At 65.1% G+C, this 25,209-nt stretch carries 24 protein-coding genes and 1 riboswitch; of the genes, 16 read left to right on the forward strand and 8 right to left on the reverse strand.

Annotated features, from left to right (window positions below):
- Window positions 1-159 precede the first annotated feature (159 nt).
- Window positions 160-1,968, forward strand: a complete 1,809-nt coding sequence (locus DIC66_RS23610) for a methyl-accepting chemotaxis protein (RefSeq protein ID WP_117176493.1) — start codon at window positions 160-162, stop codon at window positions 1,966-1,968.
- 177 nt (window positions 1,969-2,145) lie between these two features.
- Here DIC66_RS23610 and DIC66_RS09625 read toward each other — a convergent pair whose 3' ends face one another.
- A complete protein-coding gene (locus DIC66_RS09625) occupies window positions 2,146-3,264 on the reverse strand; it encodes an S-(hydroxymethyl)glutathione dehydrogenase/class III alcohol dehydrogenase (RefSeq protein ID WP_117176495.1) in 1,119 nt (372 codons plus the stop codon).
- 148 nt (window positions 3,265-3,412) lie between these two features.
- On the opposite strand from DIC66_RS09625, the gene DIC66_RS09630 reads away from it, so the two are divergent.
- The 5 genes from DIC66_RS09630 (at window position 3,413) to DIC66_RS09650 (ending at window position 8,216) form a co-directional block, all read left to right on the forward strand.
- Entirely contained in the window at window positions 3,413-3,733 is a 321-nt protein-coding gene (locus DIC66_RS09630) for a single-stranded DNA-binding protein (RefSeq protein ID WP_117176497.1), read from the forward strand.
- Between the two features lie 22 nt (window positions 3,734-3,755).
- Window positions 3,756-4,418 carry an EcsC family protein gene (locus tag DIC66_RS09635; protein WP_117176499.1) on the forward strand — a complete coding sequence of 221 codons (663 nt, stop codon included), beginning with the start codon at window positions 3,756-3,758 and terminating at the stop codon, window positions 4,416-4,418.
- Complete coding sequence (locus DIC66_RS09640; protein WP_233505858.1) at window positions 4,415-5,407, forward strand: LLM class flavin-dependent oxidoreductase; 993 nt, start codon at window positions 4,415-4,417, stop codon at window positions 5,405-5,407. Before DIC66_RS09635 ends, DIC66_RS09640 begins: the two co-directional genes overlap by 4 nt.
- A gap of 97 nt (window positions 5,408-5,504) precedes the next feature.
- A riboswitch (cobalamin riboswitch) is annotated at window positions 5,505-5,714 on the forward strand.
- 131 nt (window positions 5,715-5,845) lie between these two features.
- On the forward strand, window positions 5,846-7,117 hold the full coding sequence (locus DIC66_RS09645) for an aromatic ring-hydroxylating oxygenase subunit alpha (RefSeq protein WP_233505859.1): 1,272 nt from the start codon (window positions 5,846-5,848) through the stop codon (window positions 7,115-7,117).
- 10 nt (window positions 7,118-7,127) lie between these two features.
- Window positions 7,128-8,216, forward strand: coding sequence for an FAD-binding oxidoreductase (locus tag DIC66_RS09650; protein ID WP_199534698.1), 1,089 nt, complete (start codon window positions 7,128-7,130; stop codon window positions 8,214-8,216).
- Here DIC66_RS09650 and DIC66_RS09655 read toward each other — a convergent pair.
- Together DIC66_RS09655 and DIC66_RS09660 are read right to left on the reverse strand one after the other, a co-directional pair.
- Window positions 8,213-9,625, reverse strand: a complete 1,413-nt coding sequence (locus DIC66_RS09655; RefSeq protein WP_117176501.1) for a hypothetical protein — start codon at window positions 9,623-9,625, stop codon at window positions 8,213-8,215. The genes DIC66_RS09650 and DIC66_RS09655 overlap by 4 nt on opposite strands.
- A complete protein-coding gene (locus DIC66_RS09660; protein WP_117176503.1) occupies window positions 9,622-11,700 on the reverse strand; it encodes a molybdopterin-containing oxidoreductase family protein in 2,079 nt (692 codons plus the stop codon). Before DIC66_RS09660 ends, DIC66_RS09655 begins: the two co-directional genes overlap by 4 nt.
- 37 nt (window positions 11,701-11,737) lie before the next feature.
- Between DIC66_RS09660 and DIC66_RS09665 the strand changes: the two genes are divergently transcribed.
- A complete protein-coding gene (locus DIC66_RS09665) occupies window positions 11,738-12,925 on the forward strand; it encodes a M20 aminoacylase family protein (RefSeq protein ID WP_117176505.1) in 1,188 nt (395 codons plus the stop codon).
- A gap of 56 nt (window positions 12,926-12,981) precedes the next feature.
- Window positions 12,982-14,205, forward strand: coding sequence for a tetratricopeptide repeat protein (locus DIC66_RS09670; RefSeq protein ID WP_117176507.1), 1,224 nt, complete (start codon window positions 12,982-12,984; stop codon window positions 14,203-14,205).
- On the opposite strand, the gene DIC66_RS09675 is transcribed toward DIC66_RS09670, so the two are convergent.
- The 3 genes from DIC66_RS09675 to DIC66_RS09685 form a co-directional block, all read right to left on the reverse strand.
- Window positions 14,202-15,392, reverse strand: a complete 1,191-nt coding sequence (locus tag DIC66_RS09675) for an MFS transporter (protein ID WP_158558887.1) — start codon at window positions 15,390-15,392, stop codon at window positions 14,202-14,204. The genes DIC66_RS09670 and DIC66_RS09675 overlap by 4 nt on opposite strands.
- 176 nt (window positions 15,393-15,568) lie before the next feature.
- Window positions 15,569-16,141 (reverse strand): nitroreductase family protein, encoded by a 573-nt coding sequence (locus DIC66_RS09680; RefSeq protein WP_117176511.1) that lies wholly within the window; start codon window positions 16,139-16,141, stop codon window positions 15,569-15,571.
- Window positions 16,138-16,599 (reverse strand): RT0821/Lpp0805 family surface protein, encoded by a 462-nt coding sequence (locus DIC66_RS09685; protein ID WP_117176513.1) that lies wholly within the window; start codon window positions 16,597-16,599, stop codon window positions 16,138-16,140. Before DIC66_RS09685 ends, DIC66_RS09680 begins: the two co-directional genes overlap by 4 nt.
- A gap of 142 nt (window positions 16,600-16,741) precedes the next feature.
- On the opposite strand from DIC66_RS09685, the gene DIC66_RS09690 reads away from it, so the two are divergent.
- Window positions 16,742-18,253 (forward strand): Do family serine endopeptidase, encoded by a 1,512-nt coding sequence (locus tag DIC66_RS09690; RefSeq protein ID WP_117176649.1) that lies wholly within the window; start codon window positions 16,742-16,744, stop codon window positions 18,251-18,253.
- A complete protein-coding gene (locus DIC66_RS09695) occupies window positions 18,250-18,984 on the forward strand; it encodes an SDR family oxidoreductase (RefSeq protein WP_117176515.1) in 735 nt (244 codons plus the stop codon). Before DIC66_RS09690 ends, DIC66_RS09695 begins: the two co-directional genes overlap by 4 nt.
- A 46-nt stretch (window positions 18,985-19,030) precedes the next feature.
- On the opposite strand, the gene DIC66_RS09700 is transcribed toward DIC66_RS09695, so the two are convergent.
- Entirely contained in the window at window positions 19,031-19,381 is a 351-nt protein-coding gene (locus tag DIC66_RS09700) for a carboxymuconolactone decarboxylase family protein (RefSeq protein WP_117176517.1), read from the reverse strand.
- Between the two features lie 113 nt (window positions 19,382-19,494).
- Between DIC66_RS09700 and DIC66_RS09705 the strand changes: the two genes are divergently transcribed.
- On the forward strand, window positions 19,495-20,196 hold the full coding sequence (locus DIC66_RS09705) for a Crp/Fnr family transcriptional regulator (RefSeq protein WP_117176519.1): 702 nt from the start codon (window positions 19,495-19,497) through the stop codon (window positions 20,194-20,196).
- A gap of 11 nt (window positions 20,197-20,207) precedes the next feature.
- Here DIC66_RS09705 and DIC66_RS09710 read toward each other — a convergent pair whose 3' ends face one another.
- Window positions 20,208-20,342, reverse strand: a complete 135-nt coding sequence (locus DIC66_RS09710; protein ID WP_117176521.1) for a DUF3149 domain-containing protein — start codon at window positions 20,340-20,342, stop codon at window positions 20,208-20,210.
- Between the two features lie 269 nt (window positions 20,343-20,611).
- Between DIC66_RS09710 and DIC66_RS09715 the strand changes: the two genes are divergently transcribed.
- From DIC66_RS09715 to DIC66_RS09735, 5 genes are all read left to right on the forward strand, one after another.
- Complete coding sequence (locus DIC66_RS09715) at window positions 20,612-21,055, forward strand: hypothetical protein (RefSeq protein WP_117176523.1); 444 nt, start codon at window positions 20,612-20,614, stop codon at window positions 21,053-21,055.
- Window positions 21,056-21,138: 83 nt separating this feature from the next.
- Entirely contained in the window at window positions 21,139-22,380 is a 1,242-nt protein-coding gene (locus DIC66_RS09720; RefSeq protein ID WP_117176525.1) for a 2Fe-2S iron-sulfur cluster-binding protein, read from the forward strand.
- Window positions 22,381-22,385: 5 nt separating this feature from the next.
- Window positions 22,386-22,964 (forward strand): hypothetical protein, encoded by a 579-nt coding sequence (locus DIC66_RS09725; RefSeq protein ID WP_117176527.1) that lies wholly within the window; start codon window positions 22,386-22,388, stop codon window positions 22,962-22,964.
- Complete coding sequence (locus tag DIC66_RS09730; RefSeq protein ID WP_117176529.1) at window positions 22,961-23,668, forward strand: cytochrome c3 family protein; 708 nt, start codon at window positions 22,961-22,963, stop codon at window positions 23,666-23,668. The genes DIC66_RS09725 and DIC66_RS09730 overlap by 4 nt, the downstream gene beginning before the upstream one ends.
- Window positions 23,669-23,694: 26 nt before the next feature.
- Window positions 23,695-24,960 (forward strand): MgtC/SapB family protein, encoded by a 1,266-nt coding sequence (locus DIC66_RS09735; protein ID WP_117176531.1) that lies wholly within the window; start codon window positions 23,695-23,697, stop codon window positions 24,958-24,960.
- Window positions 24,961-25,209 lie beyond the last annotated feature (249 nt).

Raw genomic sequence — 25,209 nt, forward strand, 5'->3', positions numbered from 1 at the left:
CCCTGGGTTGACAAAATTCCCCCCTGATTTGGGCTCCTATTCGCACATTGAGCGGATATATTGATTTGCATCAGTTTGCACAGCGCGGCTGCGGGAACAATGGGCACCATGCAGGGGGGCGTTGCTGCAGTCACTTCCAACTTCAGGAATAGAAACAAAATGAACTTCTCCAACCTCAACATCGGCAAGCGCCTTTGGATCGGCTTTGGTATCGTTATCGCACTGCTGGTGATCGTCGCCGTTGTCGCGGTCAGCCGCATCAACAGCATCAACAGCACGGCCGATCTGGTTCTCAATGACCGCTACGCCAAGGTCGTCATGCTCAATGAAATCCAGGAACACCAGAGCAACCAGGCCCGCTTCCTGCGCAATGCCGCCCTGGCCATCAAGGACCCGGCGCAGGTAAAGGCCTGGCTGGCCAAGTCGGATGAGGAAACCCGGGTCAACACGGCTATCTTTGAAAAACTCAAGCCCCTGATCACCAGCCCCAAGGGACTGACGCTGATGGAGGCCACCGTGCCCAAGCGCGCGGCCTATGCCGAGGCGCGTGGCAAGCTGGTTGCGTTGCTGGAAGAAGGCAAGGGCGATGAGGCCGGTGCCTTTATCCTGAATGACTTGCAGGCCCCGCAAAAGGACTATTTTGACGTCGTGACCGCACTGACCAAGTTCCAGGAAGAACTGATGACGCAGGACGGTGACAAGATGGAGGCCGATGGCGGCTTCGCCAAAGTCATCACGGAGGTGCTCACACTGGCTGCAGCCCTGATTGCAGCCACCATCGCCTTCCTGACAGCGCGCTCCATTACCGTGCCACTCTCCGAGGCGGTGTCCTTTGCCACCAAGGTGGCCGATGGCGACCTGACCTCCAAGGTGGCCGTCAAGACGCATGATGAAACCGGCGTGCTGCTCACCACCTTGCTCAACATGCAGGAGAACCTGGTGCGCATCGTGGGCAGCGTACAGCAGGGCTCTGAAGGCGTGGCCACCGCCAGCGCCCAGATTGCCCAGGGCAATAACGACCTCTCGGCGCGCACCGAACAGCAGGCCAGCGCCCTGGAAGAGACGGCCGCCAGCATGGAAGAGCTGAGCTCCACCGTGCAACAAAACGCCGACACGGCGCGCCGCGCCAACCAGTTGGCCATGAATGCCTCCACGGTAGCCGTCAAGGGCGGTGAGGTGGTCGGTCAGGTGGTGGAGACCATGAAGGGCATCAACGACTCTTCACGCAAGATCTCCGACATCATCAGCGTGATTGATGGCATTGCCTTCCAGACCAATATCCTGGCGCTGAATGCCGCCGTGGAAGCCGCCCGTGCCGGCGACCAGGGCCGTGGCTTTGCCGTGGTGGCCAGCGAGGTGCGTTCGCTGGCCGGCCGCTCGGCCGAAGCCGCCAAGGAAATCAAGAGCCTGATCGGCGCCAGCGTGGAACGTGTCGAACAGGGCACCACCCTGGTGGACCAGGCTGGCTCCACCATGACCGACTTGGTGGACTCCATCCGCCATGTCACCGATCTGATGAGCGAGATCAGTGCCGCCAGTGCCGAGCAAGCTGCTGGCGCCGCCCAGGTGGGCGAAGCCGTGATGCAAATGGACCAGGTCACCCAGCAAAACGCCGCTCTGGTGGAAGAAATGGCGGCCGCCGCTTCCAGCCTGAAGGGTCAGGCCGGTGAGCTGCTGCAGACGGTTGCCATCTTCAAGCTGGGGGCAGGCCAGCACCTGGCTGCCCTGCCCAAGACCCAGGTGCGCGCCACCGGAGCCACAGCACTGTCCTTCAAGGGCCAGGAGCGCCGGGGCGATGTGGCCAGCAGCCCGCGTCCGCAGGCTGCTGCGCCCAAAGCCGCAGCCCCCAAGGCCGCCAGTGCCAGGCCTGCAGCAGCCAAGGCTGCGTTGCCACCGGCCGCACCCAAGCCAGCACCAAAACCCGTGGCAGTGGCCAGTGGCGGTGACGACGAGTGGGAAACCTTTTAGCCCCCACGCTCCCCCACTGCGTGTGGGTCGCTGCCCCCCGGGGGGGCTGCTTCGCCTTGGGGCGGCCCGGCGGCGAAACCTTTTAGCCCCACGGTCGCCCACTGCGTGTGGCTCCCTGCCCCCAGGGGGCCGTGTTCAGCCTTGGGGCGGCGCGGCGGCTGAACCTTTTAGCCTTCTCTAGAACAACACCACGCCGCGGATGGACTCACCGCTCTTCATCAAATCAAAACCCTTGTTGATGTCTTCGAGCGGCATGGTGTGGGTAATGAGCTTGTCGATGTTGATCTTGCCCTCCATGTACCAGTCCACGATCTTCGGTACATCGGTGCGGCCCCTGGCGCCGCCGAAGGCTGAGCCTTCCCACTTGCGCCCGGTCACCAGCTGAAACGGGCGGGTGCTGATTTCGGCACCGGCTTCTGCCACGCCGATGATGATGCTGCGGCCCCAGCCCTTGTGCGTGCACTCCAGCGCCTGGCGCATCACCCGGGTGTTGCCAATGCACTCGAAGCTGTAGTCGGCGCCGCCGTCTGTGAGTTGCACGATGGCGTCCACGATGTTGCCGCCTGCTGCCTCGATGTCTTTGGGGTTCAGGAAGTGCGTCATGCCGAACTCGCGCGCCATCTTTTCGCGCGCAGGGTTCAGGTCCACGCCGATGATCTTGTCGGCACCCACCATCTTCAGGCCCTGGATCACATTCAGGCCAATGCCGCCCAGGCCAAACACCACGGCGTTGGCACCGGCCTCCACCTTGGCGGTAAAAATCACCGCGCCAATGCCGGTGGTGACACCGCAGCCGATGTAGCAGACCTTGTCAAAAGGTGCGTCGGAGCGGATCTTGGCCAGTGCAATCTCGGGCACCACGGTGAAGTTGCTGAAGGTGCTGGTGCCCATGTAGTGCAGGATGGGCTCGCCATTCAGGCTAAAGCGGCTGGTGGCGTCGGGCATCAGGCCCTTGCCCTGGGTGCCGCGAATGAGCTGGCACAGGTTGGTCTTGCGCGAGAGGCAGAACTTGCAGCCACGGCACTCGGGCGTGTAGAGGGGAATGACGTGGTCGCCCTTCTTGAGGGTGGTGACACCCGGGCCTACATCCACCACAATGCCTGCGCCTTCATGGCCCAGGATGGCCGGGAAGATGCCTTCAGGGTCGGCGCCGCTCAGGGTGTAGTAGTCGGTATGGCAAATGCCACTGGCCTTGATTTCCACCAGGACTTCGCCCAGCTTGGGGCCCTGCAGGTCCACGGTTTCAATGGTCAGGGGTTGGCCTGCTTTCCAGGCGACGGCGGCTTTGGTTTTCATGGGGGCTTTCTTTGGGGGCGGAATTTTGATGGGCGCATGCGCGGCATGGCCGACATTATGGTGTGGCCGCCAGGCAGTTTGAAGGACATGGGCACCGCGTTAAGCTCGCAGCGTGTGCGGCGTATGGTTCGCATCGACAGGAGCAGGAATGATAGAAGGACTGGTGGCGGGCCACATCTGGGGCGAGCCGGAGAAGCGTGTGGGCAAGAACAACAGCATCTTTGTGGTGGCCAAGGTGCGCGCGCAGGGCACGCAGCCGGAGCTGGTCATCGCCAATGTGATCGCCTTTGACACCGGGGCCTGCAAGGACCTGCTGGCACTGCGCGATGGCGATGCCGTGTCGCTGGCGGGCAGCCTCTTGCCCAAGGTCTGGATCGACAAGCAGGGCGTGAGCCGCGCCGCGCTGGACATGATTGCAACCCGGGTGCTGGCACTGGATGCAGCGCCTGCGGATGAACACGGAGCGTGACGCTCCATGAAAGCGAGGCGCTATGACTGACAACTCTTCGGTTCCCGCCACTGCCAGCAACAACGGGGGCAGTGGACAAGGCATTTCGGCCGACACGATTGGCCATGTGCTGCTCGACCTGGCCGGTCAGGTGCCGCCCAGCGCCCGGCAAGCGGCCTTGCAGCCTTTGCAGGCGGCCAAGTCCCTGTCCCAGGCGGCTGCCAACAAGGCCGCCATGGTGTCGGGCTCGCTGGCCATGGCGCCGGGGCCATTCGGTTTGCTCATGGTGCTGCCCGACCTGCTGGCGGTGTGGAAGATCCAGTCGCAGATGGTGAGCGACATTGCCGCCGTCTATGGCCAGAGCGCCACGCTCACCACCGAGCACATGCTCTACTGCCTGTTCAAGCACAGTGCAGCACAGGCCGTGCGCGATCTGGCCGTGCGCAGCGGCGAGCGCTGGCTGATACGCCAGGCCTCGGGCGCGCTGCTGCAGTCGGTGGTCAAACGCCTGGGTGCGCGCCTCGGCAAGAAGTTGCTGGGCTCGGGCGCGGCGCGCTTTGTGCCGCTGCTGGGCGCTGTGGGTGTGGGCGGCTATGCCTGGTATGACACGCGGCAGGTGGCGGCCAGTGCCATTGCCCTTTTTGAAGACCAGGCATCCGGCCAGGCGCCTGCGCACCGTGGACGCGGTGCCGATAATGGCCCATGACCCACACCACCCTCTCCATGCTCGATCTGGTTGCCGTACGCGAAGGCAGCAGCGTGGGCCAGGCCATTGCCATCGCCCTGCAGACCGCACAGCACGCTGAAAGCCTGGGCTTCACCCGCTACTGGCTGGCCGAGCACCACAACATGCCGGGCCTGGCCTGCTCGTCCACGGCCGTGCTGGTGGGCCATCTTGCCGGCGGCACCCAGCGCATCCGCGTGGGCTCGGGCGGCATCATGCTGCCCAACCATGCGCCGCTGGTGGTGGCCGAGGCCTTTGGTACCTTGGAGGCCCTGTACCCCGGCCGTATCGACCTGGGGCTGGGCCGTGCGCCCGGCACCGATCAGGTCACCATGCGCGCCCTGCGCCGCAACCGCGCAGAGAGCGAAGAAGACTTTCCGCGCGAGGTGGCCGAGCTGCAGCAACTGCTGGGTGCTCCGCAGCCGGGCCAGCGTGTGATTGCCTCGCCCGGCGCTAACTCCCATGTGCCCATCTGGCTGCTGGGCAGCAGCCTGTTCTCGGCCCAGCTGGCCGCACAGCGCGGGCTGCCCTATGCCTTTGCCTCGCACTTTGCGCCGCGGATGTTGATGCAGGCTATTGATATTTACCGCAGCACCTTTGTGCCCTCGGCCACGCTGGCCAAACCGCACGTGGTGGTGGGTGTTCCACTGGTGGCTGCCGCTACCGATGCAGAGGCCCAGTACCTGGCCAGCAGCATCTTCCAGCGCGTGAGCGGCATCGTGCGCGGCGAGCGCCGTGCCCTGCAGCCGCCGGCGGAAAATTATCTGGAGAGCCGCAGTGCGCAGGAGCGCGAGGCCATTGCCGACTTCCTGGCCATGGCCGTCATCGGCGGGCCCGCCACCGTGGCTGAACACCTGAAGAAAATCGTGGACGTGACCGAGGCCGATGAGCTGATGCTGGTCTGCGATATTTTCGATACGGAGCTGCGTCTGCGCTCGCTGGATATTGCCGCCCAGGCCATGGCCGCCTGAGGGTTTTTGGGTGCGTGTCGGCACGGCATAAGCCTGGGTCGCAGCACCACGCCCGTCCAACCAGACGGCCCCATAAACTGTGCCTATGCCCGGTCGAAAGACCGGGGCATGCGCAGGTTCCGGACACACGTCCGGTTAAATGGGAATTCGGTGTGAAGCCGAAACTGCCCCCGCAACGGTTAGCGCAGAGAAGCGGCGTTCAAACAAGCCACTGGGCCTCCAGCCCGGGAAGGTAAACGCCTACGGCACCTGAAGACAACGGGTGCCGTGCGCCAGTCCGGAAACCAGCCCGCGTGTGCACTGATGCAGGACTACGGTGGGTGGTCGCGCGGTCGCAATGCAGGCCTGTGCTTATCGCGCTCGATGGTCCGTGTTGTGCCAGCGCTTTGTCCCCGTGGTCCGGTCCCGATTTTTTGACTGGAACCCAAAGGACATACCGTGAACCTCCAAGCCTCCCGCAGCCGCATGGCAGACCTGCTGGCCACACGCCGGGCCGACTACAGCCTGCCCCAGCCCTTCTACAACGACGCCGATTTTCACCAGCTCGACATCGAGCAGATCTGGTACCGCAACTGGCTGTTCGCCGGCCCGGCTTGCGCCGTGCCCGCTGCGGGCAACTGGTTCACCCTGGAGGTGGGCACCAGCTCGCTGGTGATCGTGCGCGGGGCCGATGGCGTGGTGCGCGCCTTCTACAACACCTGCCGCCACCGTGGCTCCAAGGTCTGTGTGGGCGATGCGGGCAAGGCCGCCAAGCTGGTCTGCCCCTACCACCAGTGGACCTATGAGCTCGACGGCCGCCTGCTGTTTGCCCGCGAGATGGGCCCGGACTTCAAGGCCGCTGACTTTTCATTGAAGCAGGCCCATTGCCGCACCGTGGGTGGCTACGTCTACATCTGCCTGGCCGATGAGGCACCGGACTTTGATGCCTTCTCGCAAATGGTGCAGCCCTATATGCAGCCGCACGACCTGGAAAACGCCAAGGTGGCCTGCAGCTCCACATTGGTGGAGCAGGCCAACTGGAAGCTCGTGATCGAGAACAACCGCGAGTGCTACCACTGCACCGGCAACCACCCCGAGCTGCTGCGCACCCTGTCCGAGTTCGACAGCACCGATGACCCGCGCGTGGCCCCCGCCTTTGCCGACCGCATACGCGCCAAGGCGGCCGAGTGGGATGCCGAAGGCCTGCCGCACGCTTCGCAAAACTCACCCGACAAACGCTTCCGGGTGGTGCGCCTGCCCCTGGCCCATGGCGAGTCCATGACCATGGACGGCAAGCCCGCTGTGAAGCAGTTGCTGGGCAATCTGCAGAACAAGGACCTGGGCTCGGTGCGCATGCTCAGCCTGCCCAACAACTGGAACCACCTGCAGGCCGACCACGCGATTGCCTTTCGCGTGCTGCCCCTGGGCCCGCAGCTCACCCAGGTCACCACTTGGTGGCTGGTGAATAAGGACGCGCAGGAAGGCGTGGACTATCACCCCGAAGAGATGATGCAGGTCTGGGCTGCCACCAACGACCAGGACCGCGTGCTGGCCGAGAACAACCAGGCCGGCATCAACAGCAAGGCTTACGAGCCCGGCCCCTACTCGCAGACCATCGAGTTCGGCGTGCAGAACTTCATCGACTGGTACACCGGCCAGATGGCCGAGATGGTGCCACCCGCGCGCGCGGCCATCCCCATCCAGCCCATCCATCTGGTGGCGTCGGCTTGAGGCACAGCGCATGAACGCCATACTCAAACCCCGGGCGGACAGCGGCATCAAGGCCTGGGACAGCGACTCCGAGCGCCTGCTCTGCACCATGGTGCTCTCCGACAGCGCGGACGTCAAAACCTTCTGCTTCCAGACCGAGCAGCCCTCCTGGTTCCGTTACCAGGCCGGGCAGTTCATCACCCTGCAGGTGGAGATTGAAGGCGTCACCCACACGCGCTGCTACACGCTCTCCAGCAGCCCCTCGCGCCCGGTGTGCCTGACCATCACCGTCAAGGCCGAGCCGGGTGGCAAAGTCTCCAACTGGCTGCACCAGCATCTGAAGGTGGGCGACCATGTGCAGGCGCGCGGGCCCTCTGGCATCTTCAGCGTGCAGCACAGCCCGGCGCCCAAATACCTGTTCCTGGCAGGTGGCGTGGGCATCACGCCGCTGATGTCCATGACGCGCTGGCTGTTCGACCAGGGCCGTCACACCGACGTCTGCTTTGTGCAGTGCGCGCGCACGCCCTCCGACCTGCTGTTTCGCAGCGAGCTGGAGGCCATCAGCGCCCGCGTGTCCGAGTTCCGCGTGGCCCTGGTGTGCGAGCGGCCCAACCCCTTTGGCGCCTGGACCGGCTACAGCGGGCGCCTCAACCAGCTGATGCTGGAACTGATTGCGCCCGACTACTTTGAGCGCGAGATCTTCTGCTGCGGCCCCGAGCCGTATATGAAGGCGGTGCGCGGCGTGCTGCAGGCGGCCGGTTTTGACATGGCCCGCTACCACGAAGAGAGCTTTCAGGTACCGGTGCATGTGGATGCCGAAACCCGCCAGCACGCCGATGAAAAGGTGGACGCCACCCAGACCTCGGTGCTGCGCTTTGCCGCCTCCGGCCGCGAGGCCACCTGCAGCGGCACCCAGACCGTGCTGGATGTGGCGCGCGAGGCGGGACTGTCCATCCCCAGCGCCTGCCTGTTTGGCGTCTGCGGCACCTGCAAGGTGAAGAAGATCTCGGGCGAAGTGCACATGCTGCAAAACGGCGGCATCACCGACGAGGACGTGGCCGATGGCTGGCTGCTGGCTTGCTGCTCGCGCCCGCTGGGGGACGTGGTGCTGGACTGCTAGGGCGCAGGCCGGGCCAGATGCGTGGGCGCTGCCGCTGGCGTGGCCAGCAGCTCCGCCTTCAAGCCCTGCAAGCGCTCGCGCCGCGATACCGCAATGCGGGCACAGGCATCGATGATGCCCTCCAGCATGGGTGCAGGCAGGGTGCGCAGCAAGGCGTGGGCTGACAGCTCGCCATTGGCCATGCGCCTGGCCTGGGCCATGACAGAGGCACAGCCCTCGGGGCCCAGGCAGCGGTAGATGTAGGCCGTGAGCGGTGACACGGTCAGGTCACTGCGCGGGTCTTGGGGCCTGCCCTGTTCCATTAGTTGCAGCAACAGCGGGTCCAGGCCCGTTGCGCCTTTGCAGGCCGGCAGGTAGTCGTCAATGCGTTCGGGCTTGCCGCCTGCAGCGCTCAGGTCGCCCAAAAACATGGACACCGGGCCATCGCCACCGCTTTGCAGCGCCAGGGCCTCGATGAGGGTGACGGACATGATCTTGAGCTGCAGCAACACCGAGGCAAAGCCCACGTTGGCCGCCGCTGTGCTGGTCATGCGCGCGTAGGTCTGCGCTTCGGGAATGCCACCAAAGTGACGGAACACGTGTGCCGCCTCCAGCCCGTCCAGAAACACCTGCATGCGGGTCAGCGCTTCGCGGTAGTCCTTCAAGGTGTAGGACCCTACAGCGGCCAGGGGCGCATTGGATTCCTCAATCAGCAGCCAGGTGGCGGCAACAAATTTGCCTGCATCGGGCTCGGCAAAGCTGCCCAGATCCCGGTTGGCAATGGCCACGGCATCGCACATTACGGCATGGACCAAGTCGTCGAGCACTGCTCCTTCAGCCAGCCCCATCACGCGGCAGGCCTGCGCGCGGACCCGCGCTGCCAGCACCATGCTGCAGTCCTGGCCATCGACCTGCAGGGGGCGAAACGGCACCGTGGCTTCTATGCTGGCCACCACGGCCAGCAGGTCGCTCGGCTTCAGCCAGGGCTGCAACAACTGCACCGCAACAGCGGCGCTGAGGAACTCGTTCAGGCCACCCGCCAGGGTCAGCAACTGGCCGGGCTTGAAGCCAAACAGGTCCAGGCACAGCTGCAGCCCATAGTCATCGGCGCCGGTTTTCAGCAGCACCAGTTCCTGCCCCTGGCGGCTGATGATGGGCGTCAGCAGCTCAGCCAGGTGGGGCGCAATGCCGTCATCCAGCTGCACATAGATGACGTCGTGGAAGATGGCGGCCAGCACCTGGCGTGGCGCCATGCCCTCGCACATGTAGAGCGCGTGGTCCGACACGTGGTAGCGCCGCCTGGGGCTTTCCATGGCGCTGTGCACCAGCACCGCCATGTGCTCCGCCCGTTCCATGGGCACCTGTGCCCCCAGGGCTTCAAACGCCGAGCACAGGTGCTGGATAAAGCGGTTGATGTTGGCCGTCGTCATGCCGCGCGTTCCACCTGCACCGCGCAGTCATAAAACGTGGCAGCACGGCCCATGTCGGTCAGGCGCTGGCTGGTCAGCTCATTCACATTGTTGCCGTCCAGCCCCAGCTTGCGCCACCATACGCCCAGGCCGTTCACCACGCCCGCACGTGCGCGCTGGTTGATGCGCACGGCACAGCGGTAGGAGCCGCGGCCATTGAACACACGCACCGTGTCGCCGCTGGCTATGCCACGCGCGGCGGCGTCATCGGCGTGCATTTCCAGCAGCGGCTCGCCTTCGATGTCGCGCAGGCTTTTCACATTCACAAAGCTGCTGTTCAAAAAGTTGCGCGCGGGCGGCGAGATCATGGCCAACGGGTACAGGTCGCCCGGTTTGGCCTCTTCAAAATTGGGCAGGTAGTCGGGCAGGCCGTCCTGGCCGGCGTCCGCCAGGCGCTGGCTGAAGAACTCGCATTGGCCCGAGGGCGTGGGGAAGCCGCCGTTGGCAAAGGGCGCGTCCGGCACGGCCACGCTGGCAAAGCCTTTGGCCAGCAGTTCGTCAAAGGGAATCTTGTCGCCAAAGGCCTGGCGCACCATGGCCAGGTCGTCATCGGCAAAGCAGGGCTCATCGAACCCCAGCCGTGCGGCCAGTTCGCGGAACACCGCCGTGTTGCTGCGCGCCAGGCCTACGGGTGCAATGGCCGGGCGGTTGAGCACCACATCGGTGTGGCCATAGGTGGTGTGGATATCCCAGTGCTCCAGCTGCGTGGTGGCGGGCAGGATGTAGTCGGCGTAGTCGGCCGTGTCGGTTTTGAAGTGTTCCAGCACCACGGTAAACAGGTCGTCGCGCATAAAGCCGCGCACCACCTGGCCGGAGTCGGGTGCCACCGCCACCGGGTTGCTGTTGTAGACCACCAGGGCCTCCACCTGCGGGCCAAAGGTGGCGCTGGCGGGGGCGAGCAGGGCGTCTCCAATGGCGCTCATGTTGATGGTGCGCGGCGTGCGCCCACCCAGCAGATCGGGGCGCTGCAGCGTGGCTTTGTCGGTGGGGTAGACCCCGGAGTTGGACATGTGCAGGCCGCTGGCCGGCCTGCGCCAGGCGCCGGTGAGTGCGGGCAGGCAGGCCACGGCGCGCACCGCGTTGCCGCCGCCACGCGCGCGCTGCATGCCGTAGTTCAGGCGGATGGCGGCGTTCTTGCCAGCCTTGCAGGCCAGGCCGTAGTCGCGCGCCAGACTCTCGATTTCTTCCACGCTGATGCCGCAGACCTCGGCCGCGCGCGCGGGCGTCCACTGCAGGGCGCGTTCTTTCAGGGCTTCCCAGCCCAGGGTGTGCTGGGCAATGTAGCCATGGTCCAGCCAGTCGTGGCGGATGAGCTCGTGCATCAGGGCCAGGGCCAGGGCGGCGTCGGTGCCGGGGCGCAGGGCAATGTGGGTGTGGCACTTCTCGGCCGTCTCGGTCTTGCGTGGGTCTATGCAGATGATTTTGGCGCCGCCTCGCTTGGCGGTTTGCACGTGGCGCCAGAAGTGCAGGTTGCTGGCAATGGCGTTGCTGCCCCAGATGAGGATCAGGTCGGCCTCGGCAAAGCGCTCGATCTTCATGCCCAGTTTGCCACCCAGGGTGTACTCCAGGGCGGCCGCACCGGCTGCGGCGCAGATGGTGCGGTCCAGCAGGGACGCGCCCAGCTTGTGGAAAAAACGCGCCGCCATGCCGTCGCCCTGCACCAGGCCCATGGTGCCCGCGTAGCTGTAGGGAAGAATGGCCTCGGGGTCGCGCGCGGCAATGGTTTTGAGGCGCGCGGCAATGTCGGTGAGGGCCTCATCCCAGCTCACCTCCACATACTGGCCGCTGCCCTTGGGGCCGTTGCGCTTCAAGGGAGTGCGCAGACGCTCGGGGTGGTAGCTGCGTTCGGTGTAGCGCGAGACCTTGGTGCACAGCACGCCGCCGGTGTGGGCGTGCGCCGCGTTGCCATGCACCTTGATGGCCACGCCGTCCTGCACGCTGGTGACCAGCGAGCAGGTGTCCGGGCAGTCGTGCGGGCAGGCGCCCAGCACTTCAAATGAACCAAGGGCAGCAGGGGGGAAGGAAGAGACGTCCATGGCGCTATGGTAAAGCGCTCAGCGCCATAATGTTCGCATGAACCTGATTGACCCAATAGTTTCCGCTGCGGCCGAAATCGCCGCCATCCGCCGTGATCTGCACGCCCACCCGGAGCTGTGCTTTCAGGAGCAGCGCACCGCTGACGTGGTGGCCGCCAAGCTCACCGAGTGGGGCATCCCCATCCACCGCGGCTTGGGGACCACCGGCGTGGTGGGCATCCTGAAGGCGGGTACCAGTGACAAAGCCATCGGCCTGCGTGCCGACATGGACGCGCTGCCCATGCAGGAGTTCAACACCTTTGCCCATGCCAGTGTGCACCCCGGAAAAATGCACGCCTGCGGCCATGACGGCCACACCGCCATGCTGCTGGCAGCGGCCAAACACATGGCCACCGAGCGCAACTTTGACGGCACGGTGTACCTGATCTTCCAACCGGCCGAAGAAGGCGGCGGCGGCGCACGCGAGATGATCAAAGAGGGCCTGTTTGAGCAGTTCCCCATGCAGGCCGTGTTTGGCCTGCACAACTGGCCGGGCGCGGCGGTGGGGCAGTTTGCAGTGAGCGCCGGGCCGGTGATGGCCAGCAGCAACGAGTTCAAGATCACCATCCACGGCAAGGGCGGGCACGCCGCCATGCCGCACTTCGCGCAAGACCCGGTGGCAGTGGCTGCCAGCATGGTGCAGGCCTTCCAGAACATCATCAGCCGCAACGTCAAACCCATTGATGCCGGTGTGATCTCCGTCACCATGATCCACGCCGGTGAAGCCACCAACGTCATCCCCGACAGCTGCGAGCTGCAGGGCACGGTGCGCACCTTCAGCATCCCCGTGCTGGACCTGATCGAGCAGCGCATGCGCGTGGTGGCCGAGCACACGGCAGCGGCTTTTGGCCTGACCTGCACCTTTGAGTTTGTGCGCAACTACCCGCCCACCATCAACACGGCCTTCGAGGCCGACTTTGCCCGCGGCGTGATGGCCGAGCTGGTGGGCCCCGAGCGTGTGAGCGCACAGGAGCCCACCATGGGCGCCGAAGATTTTTCCTACATGCTGCTGGAGAAGCCGGGCTGCTATGTGTTCCTGGGCAATGGCGACGGCGCCCACCGCGAGATGGGCCACGGTGGCGGCCCCTGCATGCTGCACAACCCCAGCTACGACTTCAATGACGACCTGATTCCGCTGGGTGCCAGCTACTGGGTGCGCCTGGCCGAGCGCTGGCTTAAACCCTGAGTTGTTGCTAGCGTGTGCAGCAATTGCACAAACGCACCGGAGCACAGGAGCCCGCCTTGGCCAAAGCCTTGACCCCCGACACCATCCTGGCCCAAGCCCAGGCCAGCCTGAGCCAGGGCCGTAGCGCCCAGGCCTTACAAATCATTACCGAAGCATTGCAGCAGACGCCAGACCACCCCGCGCTGTGGGCCGGTCTGGGCGTGGCCCTGCGCTTTGAAGCCCGCCTGGATGACGCGGCTGATGCGTTCGAGAAAGCCCTGCAACTGCAACCCGGCCGCGCCGACGTGCAGGTGCACCTGGGCATGATCCGCCTGGCCCAGGGCCGCCAGGACGAGGGCTGGCCGCTGTACCAGGCACGCTGGCGCAGCCCGCACTGGACCGAGCGTCTGCGCTACCCCGCACAGGCGCTGTGGCAGGGCCGCGTGAGCGCAGGCATGCGCCTGCTCCTGTGGGGTGAGCAGGGCTTTGGCGACAGCCTGCAATTTGCGCGCTACGCGCCCTGGCTGCAGCAGGAATTCAAGGCCCACGGTGCCACGGTGGTGCTGGAAGTGCCCAAGCCCCTGCAGCACCTTTTGCAGCAGAGCTGGCCCGCGCTCGAAGTGGCCGCAGCAGGCGAGCTGCACGGGCACTTCGATGCACACCTGCCCCTCATGGATCTGCCCAACCGCTGGGGCGGCGTGGGGCCGGGCCTGCTGCCCTATCTGCCCATGCCCGTGCCCTATCTGAGCCTGCCGCCAGCGGGGTCGGCTTCCATCGTGGGCAGCCAGTACGCTCCATCCCGTGCCGGGTCAGGTGGCGGGACTGGTGCGCATGCGAATGCGTCCGTGCTCAAAGTCGGCGTGGTCTGGCAAGGGCGGCCCACACACCCGGATGACAGGCTGCGCTCGCTTTCGGCGGCCACTTTGCAGCCTCTTTTTGACTTGCCCGGCCTGTCGTGGGTGAGCCTGCAGAAAGACGCCAAGGACCTGCCCGCCTGGCTGCCCGACAGCATGGCCCTGTGCGCAGACTTTTCGGAGACGGCCCGCGTGGTGCAGGCGCTGGATGTGGTGGTCAGCATCGACTCGGCCGTAGCCCATCTGGCCGCAGCCCTGGGCAAGCCCGTGTTCCTGCTGCTGCCCCAAGTGGCCGACTGGCGTTGGGGTCTGAGCGGCGAGCGCACGCCCTGGTACCCGAATGTGCATCTGTTCAGACGCGGCGCTGGCGACAGTTGGGCTGTGGTGATGGCGCGCGTGGCGCAGGCCCTGGCCGATCTGCGCCGCCGTGTGGGGCATGCGCCTTAGCGCCCGGCAGGCTGCACCGGTCCAGCCGGCAGAGGCTCCCGTAGCCACCAGGTCAACAGCAACGCCATCACAGATGCCGCAGCCGCTGTGAGCCACATCAGTGCATCACCATGGCTGGCCTTGATGCTTGCACCCGCAAGCAGCGGCCCGGCCACAGCACTCACTGTGTACACCATGGACATGGTGCTGACGTTGCCAGCCATGCTGCCCGATGTAGCCAGGGTGCTGGCAATGAGTGCCAGGGTAAGAAACGAAGTGATGAAGCCGCCTAGCAGAAAGACCGCGGCCACTACCAAGGCATAGGGCATGGACAGTGCCAGCGCAATGCAGACGGTGGCGGTGCCCAGGGCGCAAACCAGCGCTGCCTTGCCCACACCGCGATGGTCTGCCAGCCAGCCAATGGCGTACTGCATCAGCAAGCCGCCCAGACCAAACACAGCCAGCAAATCAGCCGTCTGGTTGACCGTCATGCCGTGGCCTTGGGTAAACAGGGCAAACAGGCCGGAAACAGCGGCCTCTATCATTCCACCGACCGAGGCAATGACAAGCCCCTGCTTGAAGACATGCTCCCGCGCCTGCCGCAGTGGATTGACCCACGGACCCCGGGCGGCCTGCGGGGCTGGCTCAACTACAGGGGCACGCGCCAAGGCCAAGGGCAACAAGGCCGCCACGGTGAATGCGGCGCCTATCCAGAACACCGCCTGTCCGTGCATACCGAAGAAATTGGCCAGCAGGGGCGCGATGATGGGTGCAAGTGCAATCAGCGTTTCGTGGAAGCCGACCAACCTGCCGCGCGCTTGCGCCGGTGCGATGCGGTAGAGCCAGGGCTCCACGCCAATCCATCGCAGCCCGAGACCGAAGCCCGAAAGAAATCCGCCGGCCAGCCAATAGGGCCATCCAAGAAGCGATATCCAAGCCAAGGCGCACAGGGTGCACAGAAGTCCGAGCACGATGACCCGGCGTTCACCCAGGCGCTGGCACAAACGGGGCGCAAGCGCGAGTCCGGGCAACTGGCCCAGCCACAGGGATGCGGCAAACAGGCCCAGCTGCGAGGCGTCCAGCCCCTGCTGGGCCAGCCACACGGGGAGCATGACAAACGCAATGCCGAACTGCCCGACCTGCGCCAGAGTAGAGACGGCGTTCAGCGCGCCTATGGTGCGCCAGTCAAATACGGGTTCGTCGCGCATTCCCGCTATGCCGCTTTGTCCGCTGAGGTTGAATGGGGGTGCATGTTGAATCGGCAGGCGGTGGGTTGTGCGTGTGGATTGAGCATATCCCGCCAGACGCCAGCTTGCTGGAGCCAGTTCGCAAACCATGGGCCGGTCCGTTAGCTTCTGGTACTGCAAATTCTTGCAGCCGTCACTTAGCGCCAGGCCAGCACATGGGGCTCGCTGCGCGCACTGCGCGGCGTCTCACCACGCGGCCTGCCGACAATGACGGGTGCAATCGCCACTGTCTCCGCAGGGATGTCCAACTCCAGCTTGGTAGCCGGTGCGTTGAGCCCGGTCACGGCCGAGCCGATGACGCAGGTTCCCAGACCCATGGCATGGGCCTGAAGCATCAGGTTCTGTGCGGCCAGCCAGCAGTCGGCCGCGGCGAAGGGCGTGTCCACCTTTGCGCAGATCACCACCAGGCAAGGGGCGTCGTAAAAAATATCAAAGCCGGGCCTGGAGAACATCTCTAGACCGGCACGCCCCGGGTGCAGGCGCGCGGTCTCCGCAACAAAGCTCAGCCGGGCCTGCTCGGACAGGCGCTTGAGCAAGGCGACCTCTTCCACGATGACAAACTGCCAGGGTTCGCTGTGCATGGCCGTGGGTGCACGCACCGCGGCTGCCAGCAGCGCCTGCAGGGTGCTGCGTTCCAGCGGACTGCTCTGAAAGGCGCGCACCGAGCAGCGCCCGAAGATGGCGTCGTGCACTGTCATGGCCTGGTTCATGGCTGCACCTTCCAGCTGCCATCGGTCTGGCGGCAGGCCGTGCCGTAGACCCTGTCCTTGCGCCCGGCCACCACTGCATCCACCGTGTACTCGCGGCAGGGGCCGTTGGGCTCGTCATAGGTGCGGGTGGGCACCACGGTGTACTGGTTGCCACTGTCCGGGTTGCGCCACGAGGTGGGCACGCCGGTGCGCACGTTCTCCAGCGCGTGGGCGGTTTTCAGGCGGTCGGTCTCGGCCATCGAGTGGCCCACCGAACCGCCCACTGCGGCACCCGCCAGCGTGCCCAAAATGACGGCTGCCGTGCGCCCGCTGCCATGGCCTACTTGCGAGCCCAGCAGGCCACCCAAGGCGCCGCCTATCACCATGCCCGACTGCTCCTGGGGCGACTGGTAGCTGGCGCATCCGGCAAGCAGTGTGGTGCACAGTGCCGCTGCACCCAACGACAAAAATGTTTGCATGGCAAAACTCCTTCGCGTCTGCCTGCAAATCTAGGCGCGCTGTGCCGCGGTGAATTGCGCTTTCGCAATTCACGGCCACTGCAGGTTCCTACCATCCACTTCACTTGGCAACCCGGATGCCTTTGCCGTAAGGGGAATGACCATGCAAGCAAAAAATTGGATGCTGACACTGGTGGGCGCCGTGCTGATACTGGCCGCCACGGCGGCGGCCTACAACCACCGCAATGACAACTGGCTGGCTATGGACGGCAGCCCAACGCGCGCGGCCAGCCCCGCCCCTGCGGTCACCGGTGCCTTGACTGCGCCCGCGGTGCCGGCGGCGCCGGTGCAACCCGGCACCACGCCCAACTTCCGCGCCATCGTGCAGCAGGCCGCACCTGCCGTGGTGGGCGTGACGGTGGCCGGCCAGCACGCCGTGGGTGCGGACCAGATGGCACCGGACATGAACGACCCCTTCTTCGAGTTCTTCCGCGGCCTGCCGGGCTTTCAGCTTCGCATTCCACGCCCGGGGCAGGGCGGCAACGTGCCGTTTCGCAGCCAGGGCTCGGGCTTCATCATTGCCAGTGACGGCCTCATCCTCACCAACGCACACGTGGTGCGCGAGGCCAAGGAGGTCACGGTAAAGCTCAGCGACAGGCGCGAGTTCCGCGCCCGGGTGCTGGGTGCCGATGCCGCCACCGACATTGCCGTGCTGCGCATTGATGCCAAAAACCTGCCGGTGGTGCGCCTGGGCGATTCGCAGCAGCTGCAGGTGGGCGACCCGGTGCTGGCCATTGGCTCGCCCTTTGGCTTTGAGCAGTCGGCCACGCAGGGCATTGTGAGTGCCAAGGGGCGCTCGCTGCCGGGGGATGCGGCCGTGCCTTTCATACAGACCGATGCTGCGGTAAACCCCGGCAACTCGGGCGGCCCGCTGTTTGATGCCAGTGGCGCGGTGGTAGGCATCAATGCGCAAATCTATTCGCAGTCGGGCGGCTTTCAGGGCCTGTCGTTTGCCATACCCATCAGCGTGGCGCTCAAAGTCAAGGACCAGATTCTGGCAAGCGGCCACGCCGAGCATGCGCGCCTGGGCGTGTCGGTGCAGGACCTTACGCAGGGTCTGGCCTCGTCCTTCGGCCTGAGCCAACCCGACGGTGCACTGGTGGCTGGTGTGGACCCCAAGAGTGCGGCAGCAGACGCCGGCCTGCAGCCCGGCGATGTGATCACCGAAGTAAACGGTGAGGCGGTGCAGCGCTCGGGCGATCTGAGTAGCCGCATAGGCCAGGCCCTGCCGGGCGAGACGGTGCGGCTCAAGGTCTGGCGCGACGGCGCGGCCAAAATGCTGACGGTGAAGCTGGGCCGGGCGCAAGAGCCCGGCAACAGCACGGCCAGCACAGCGGAACACACAGGCCCGGGTGGCCTGGGGCTGCGCCTGCGCCCACTCACGCGCGATGAGCTCAACGCCACGCAGCTCAAGGCCGGCCTGTTGATTGAGGGTGTGCAAGGCCCGGCCGCCAGCGCCGGTGTGCAGCCCGGCGATGTGCTGCTGGCCATCAACGGCGTGGCCACCAGCTCCACCGATCAGGTCAGGAGGGTGATGGACAAAAAGCCCAAGCAGGTGGCCCTGCTGCTGTGGCATGACGGCAACCGCATCTTTGTGCCCGTGGAGCTGGAGTGAGCGGACAACCGGGACGCACGCTGGTGACCGGCGCCAGTTCCGGTATTGGCTTGGAGCTGGCACGGCAGCTGGCACAGGCCGGTGTGCCGGTGCTGGCCCTGGGCCGCAACGTGGAGCGCCTGCAGGCCCTGCAAAAAGCCCATCCGCTGGTGGACACCACTGCCTGCGACCTGCGCGATGTGGCCGCCCTGCCGGGCCTGGCCGCTCTGTGGGCGGCCAGGTACCCGGACCTGGGCTGCGTGATCCACTGCGCCGGTGTGCAACACAACCTGCGTCTGGACGCTGTGGACTATGGCGCTGCCAACGTGCGCGCCGAAGTGGACATCAACCTGGTCGCACCCATGGTGCTCACGCAGGCCTTGTTGCCGCATCTGCTGGCACAGCAACAGGCCTTGGTGGTTCACATCAGCTCGCTCCTGGCCTATGTGCCCAAGAGCCGCGGGGCGGTATACAGCGCCACCAAGGCCGGGCTGCATCTGTTTGGTGATGCCTTGCGCGTGCAGTTGCAAGGCAGTGGCGTGCGCGTGGTGGAAGCCGTCATGCCCATGGTGGACACGCCCATGACCGCCGGGCGCGGTCGCAACAAGCTGCCAGCCGCAGAAGCTGCGCGCCAGATCATCGCGGGCTTGGCTACGCACAAAAGCCGCTTGTGGATAGGGAGGGCATGCTGGATGCCGGTGTTTTTGCGTCTGGCCCCCGGGCTGCTGGCGCGTGCCATGCAGCAGGACTGAACGCATACGGCACGCGGGGGCTGAAGCACCACCCCCGGCATGTCCCTCAGGCGGGTACCGACATGGCGTCAAAGGCCGCCAGGGCCTCGGCTGTATACATCAGGGCCGGGCCGCCGCCCATGTAGACGCACACGGACAGCATTTCCTCGAGCTCCTGTTTGCTGCAGCCCAGCTTGATCAGCGCCTTGACGTGAAAGCCGATGCAGCCCGAGCAGTGCTGCGTAATGCCAATGGCCAGGGCCATCAGCTCCTTGTTCCTGGCGCTGATGGCTCCCTCGGCCATGGCCGCACGCGCCAACTGGCCAAAGGCTGCCATGGCGTCGGGCTGCGCCTTGCGCAAGGGCGCCAGGTTGGCATTGATGTTCTGTATCAGGTTGCTGTGCTCAAAGGTGCTCATGGCGACTCGCAATGTGGGGGTGTGAATGGATTGAAATTGTATACCCCATAGGGTATACAATTCAAGAAAAAAAGTAGCAGTATCTGCAAACCAATCCAGCAGGGAGCCCCATCGTGAAACCCATCCAGGCAGCCTCGGCGTGGCGCGGCATCTCCGACTGCCGCGCCTGCGCCATACGCGATCTGGCGCTGTTCGCCGATCTGAACGAAGCCGACTTCGCCAGCATGCATGCGCCCATTGATGACCTGGACTTTGAAGCGGGCGCCCGTCTGGCGCAGGAGGGTGAGCGCGCTACCGGGCTCTTCAGCTTGCGCAGCGGCATGGTCAAGCTGGTCCGCAGCACCAGCGATGGCCGCGAGCGCATTGTGCGGGTCATGCGCCAGGGCGACGTGATTGGCCTCGAAGCCCTGGTGCACGGCAAGTTTGAAACCGATGCTGTCGCTCTGACGGCCAGCTCGGTGTGCCGCATCCCGCTGGATATTTTGCAAACCCTGGGCGCCCAGTCACCCCGGCTGCACCAGAGCCTGATGAAGAAATGGTCGCACAACCAAAGGGAAGCGGAAGACTGGCTGGCCGACCTGAACTTTGGCTCGGCCCGCCAGCGGGTCTGCAATTGCATATTGAAAATGCGCAGCCCCACCGACCGCGATCTGGTCACCCTGTTCAGCCGCGAAGACATGGGCTCCATGCTCGACCTGAAAATGGAAACCGTCAGCCGCGAAGTCAGCGCCCTGGTGCGCGAGCAGGTGCTGCAGCCGCTGGACAAACAGGGCCGCGCCTACCGCATCCTGCAGCCCGCAGGTCTGGTGACGTAAAAGTTCCAGGCTTATTTGCCGTCCGCCTCATGCATCTTGTGGTTGAAATACCAGATGAAAAAAGCCGCCATGCCCAGCATGAAGCCAATGCCGCTGATGCTCATGATTCCATAGTCGGTGGTGAAGAGGTCTGTCAGCAGTTTCATGGTGATCTCCTGTGGATGGAGACACCAGTATGGAAGTGCGGTGGGCGCAATCGACTGATTTAAATCACTCGCGAGGGGGCATTTTTTGGGGCCAGCAGTGCCCTGTGCCGCCTGACAGAAGCGCGTGGCTTTAATCAAACCTTAAGCCAAATTTCCCCAACTGTTTGCACAATCGCCAGCTTGTATTGGAGGCTGGTGCAGCGTGCCCAGGCGGCTGGCGCGGCGTTCAAAGGCGCCTCCATATTTCAGGGAAAGGCTTTGTTCTGGCAATGAATCTCACTTTGATGCGGAAGGTGGCGGGCCAATGGGTTTACCGCAGCCAGGACCAGTACGAGATCGTCCAGATGTGCGAAGAGGCGCTCCAGTGGAACCTGTATGGCTTCGATTGCTGGCTCTTCGACGACACCCACTGGTCCATGTACACAACCAGCCGACAGCGCATGATTGTTTCGCGTGAAGACGTGGCCAGAAGCTACCCCGCTTTGAAGGGTGACCGGGACCAAGTTGTCAGGCTGCTGGCAAGACACTGCGTCAATGTGTGGCGTTTCACACGCAAAGCCAGGTTGGCGTCGCACGCAGCTATAGCGGATATGAAGCTTGCCTATGTGACAGCAAGATGCCTCAAGACACGACTGCCATCAAAGGACAGTATCCAGCGCAACTCCATCGAGCCGGGCGCTGCCAGCTATGGCCAGACGCTGCGTGAGCGCTAGGCCGTCTTGCCCATTGCGGCCGCAATGCAGGCTTCGTTGCGCCACGTCAATCTGTGTGACCTGCCCCTGACTAGACTGACCCTGTGACTGCCTCCACGCTACTGCTCTACATCAGCCTGTTTCTGGGCGCGCAAATCCTGCTGGGCATTGCGTATGGTGTGCTGCGCAAGTCTGCCGCCACAGCGCTGCCGGCCGTTGAGGAACGGGCGCAGCAAACCGGTCGCACGTCTGCAGCCTGGAATGGTTTGCGCGCCTTCCACGTGGTGCGCCGCGTGTTTGAGGATGCGGCGCAAACCCAGTGCTCCTTCTATCTGGAGCCGGTGGACGGCCTGGCACTGCCAGCCTTCAAGCCGGGGCAGTTTCTGACCTTCAGTCTGCCGCTGCCAGCGCAGCCGGGCGAGGTGGCACGTACCCTGACGCGCTGCTACTCACTCTCCGACAGCCCTGCGCCTGATCACTACCGGGTCACCATCAAGCGCGTACTGGCACCGGCGCAGCCGCCGGGCTTGCCCGATGGGCTTGGGTCCCGGTATTTCCACGACCATGTGCACGTGGGCAGCATCCTGCAGCTTCGGGCACCTTCGGGGCATTTCCATCTGGATACCCAGTCCCTCACGCCGGTGGTGCTGGTGGCCGGTGGCATCGGCATCACGCCCATGCTGAGCATGCTGCTGTGGTGCGCACAGCACCAGCCGCAGCGCGCGGTGCATCTGTACTTCGGCGTGCGCAACAGTGCCGAGCAGGCCTGCAAGGCAGCACTGGAGGACATGGCGTCAACGCTGCCCCAGCTGCGACTGCACGTGGTCTACAGCAAGCCCTTGCCCACCGACCGCCTGGGCGTGGACTACCAGCACCCGGGGCATGTGGACCTGGTCCTGTTCAAACAGACGCTGCCGCATGGTGCGCATGCGTTCTATATCTGTGGCCCCGGTGCCATGCTGGAGAGCCTGGTGCCGGGGCTGGCCGGGTGGGGGGTGGCCAGCAGCGACATCCACTTCGAAGCCTTCGGTCCGGCCTCGGTGCGCCAGCCCGCCGACGGCGCCAAGGCCCAGGCTGCGGGTGGAGCCGTTTCCATTCCCGTGCACTTCCAGCGCAGCGGCCGAACGCTGGACTGGAATGGCAAACAAGCCAACCTGCTGGATTTTGCCGAGCTGCATGGCATACCGGTGGAGTCCGGCTGCCGCTCGGGCAGCTGCGGCAGCTGCGTGAGCACCCTGCTTGGCGGCGCCGTGGACTATGACAGCCCGCCCGACTACGACCTGGCACCCGGCCAATGCCTGCTGTGCGTGGGCCGGCCGCGCGAAGCCCTGGCCCTGGACGCCTGACTGCCATGCGACCCAAGCTCATCACCCGCGAACTGATTCCCTTCACGCTGTCGTTTGCCGCGCTGGCAGCGGCCGCGCTGTTGCTCGATGCCCTGCTGCACTTCTACCAACTGGTTTGGATAGGGCGCTACCTGGGCATTGTGGGAACGCTGCTGATCGCCTTCTCATTCCGCTACTCGCTGCGCAAGCGCAAGCTCCTGCGCAGCGGCAACCCGGTCACCCTGCTGCGCCAGCATGAGTACCTGGCCTGGCTCGGGTCGCTGCTGATCCTGGTGCATGCGGGCATCCACTTCAATTCCATACTGGGCTGGTTGGCGGTGTGGGCCATGCTGGTCAATATTGGCAGCGGACTGGCCGGCAAATTTTTGCTGGAGCGCGCCCGCAAGCGCATGCTGGCAGCGCGCCAGACGATGCTGCGCCAAGGCGTGCCGGAGGCCGAACTCGAAGAGCGGGTCTATCTGGACACCATGACCTTCGATGTGGTCAAGCAGTGGCATGCCGTGCACTTCCCCATCACGCTGGCGTTTGCGGTGCTGGCGCTGGCGCACATCCTTGCGGTGTTTCTTTTCTGGGGCTGGAAATGAGCCGCCGCTGGGTCTGGATACTGGTGAGCCTGAACCTGGTGCTGCTGCTGGCGCTGGTGTTTGTCTACCCGCACCTGATGGTGAGCCCGGGGCAGGTGGTTGCAGGCCACAAAGAGATAGCCACCGACTGCTTTGCCTGCCATGCGCCCCTGCGCGGCGCCTCTGCAAGCCGTTGCGTGGCCTGCCACGCACTGGCCGATATCGGACTGCGCAGCACCCAGGGCAAGCCCATCGTCCACAAGACGCTGAAGGTCTCGTTTCACCAGGACCTGGTGGAGCAAAGCTGCATGGCCTGCCACAGCGAGCATGCCGGCCCCAAACTGCAGCAAAAGAGCCGCAAGCCGTTTTCGCACGAACTGTTGCGCAGTGCGGTGCGCACCCAGTGCCAGAACTGCCACCGCGCACCCAGCGACAAACTGCACACCCGTATTGCCGGCAACTGCAGCCAGTGCCACGCACAGACGGCCTGGAAGCCCGCCAGCTTCGACCACGACAAATCCTTCGTGCTGGACCGGGACCACAACGTGGAGTGCGCAACCTGCCATGTCGGCAACGACTACAGCCGCTACACCTGCTACGGCTGCCACGAGCACACGGTGCAAAACATCCTGCGCGAGCACCGCGACGAGGGCATCCGTGACCTGGACAACTGTGTGCGTTGCCACCGCAGTGCAGACGATGAAGGCGGCCGGGGCGACGACTGACACCAGGCCCCAAACGGACACACGCCATGAACCTGCTCCCACCCCTTGCAGAGCCGCAAAGTCTGCTGATCGGCCTGTGCGTGGCGCTGGGCATTGGCTTGCTCGTAGGCGCCGAGCGGGAGCGGCGCAAGGACAGCTCGCCCTCGCGCAGCGCCGCCGGTATCCGCACCTTTGCTGTGGCCGCGCTGATGGGGGCCGTGGGCATCACGCTCGGTGGCATGGAGCTGCTGGCGCTGGCCGTGCTGGCGGTGGGTGCCGGCACGCTGGTGGCCTACTACAAATCGCGCTCCCGGGACCCGGGCCTGACCACCGAATTCGCCCTGGTGCTGACCTGCATGCTGGGTGGCATGGCCATGCGCGACGGTGTGCTGGCAGCCGGTGCCGGGGTCGGCCTGGCGCTGATACTGGCGGCCCGCAACCGGATGCACCACTTTGTCAGCACCGTGCTGACGGAGCCGGAATTGCACGACATCCTGCTGTTTGCGGCTGTGGCCCTGATCGCCCTGCCACTCGCACCAGACCGCTTTCTGGGGCCATTTGATGCGCTCAATCCGCGTGCCTTGATCACCCTGGTAGTGGCCGTCATGACCGCCAGCGCCGCGGGCTACATGGGGGTGCGCTGGCTGGGCCCACGGCACGGCTTGCCATTGGCCGGGTTTGCCTCCGGCTTTGTGTCCAGCGCCGCCACCATCCACGCCATGGGCAGGCGCGCCCGGCAGAGCCCCTCGCTCACGGCCTCTGCCGTGGCCGGGGCGGTGTTGTCGTCGATTGCAACCATGCTGCAGATGTCGCTTGTCATTGGCCTGGTGCAGCCGGACCTGCTGCTGGCCATGGCCTGGCCTTTGGGGCTGGGCGGGGCAGCGGCTTCGCTGTATGGCCTGGTGTTTTTCCTGCAGAGCGTCAAGGATGCCCGGCCCCTGGAGGCGGTGGAGGCTGGCCGGGCCTTTGACCTCAAGGCCTCCATCGGGTTTGCCGGTTTGCTGGGCGGGGTGATGGTGGTGGCAGCCGGCCTCAACGCCTGGCTGGGGAATGCGGGCCTGTTACTGGGTGCTGCTGTGGCCGGCCTGGCCGATGCGCATGCAACGGCTGCGTCTGCCGCGTCCCTGGTAGCCGCTGGCAAGATTGCAGGGGGCCAGGCGATGGCGCCCATCCTGCTGGGCCTGACGACCAATGCCGTAACCAAGGCGGTGCTGGCCTTCCATGCGGGGGGCCTGCGCTTTGCCAGCAAGATCGTGCCGGGCCTGGTTCTGATGGTGGGGGCTTGCTGGTTTGGGTTCTTGCTCGTGCGTTAGGTGTGAAGAGTCAAGAGCTTGTTTCTTGATTGGTCGAGACGGGACCTGGGTGTTGCACCACCAAGGCCTTGATGCGGACGGTGCCAGTTGCTATGGTGATTCCAGTGGTCCCAGGCGGGGTCATCAATGGCCACGAGCAGCACCTCCCAGCCAGCCCCTCCAGGCTTTCACGCCGGTTGCTTGTGACCCGGTGGCTGGGGCGCACGGTACGCCCGAGCTTCGTGGTGCCGATGTGCAACATGTCACCGG

Source organism: Rhodoferax lacus, assembly GCF_003415675.1.
GTDB lineage: Bacteria > Pseudomonadota > Gammaproteobacteria > Burkholderiales > Burkholderiaceae_C > Allorhodoferax > Allorhodoferax lacus.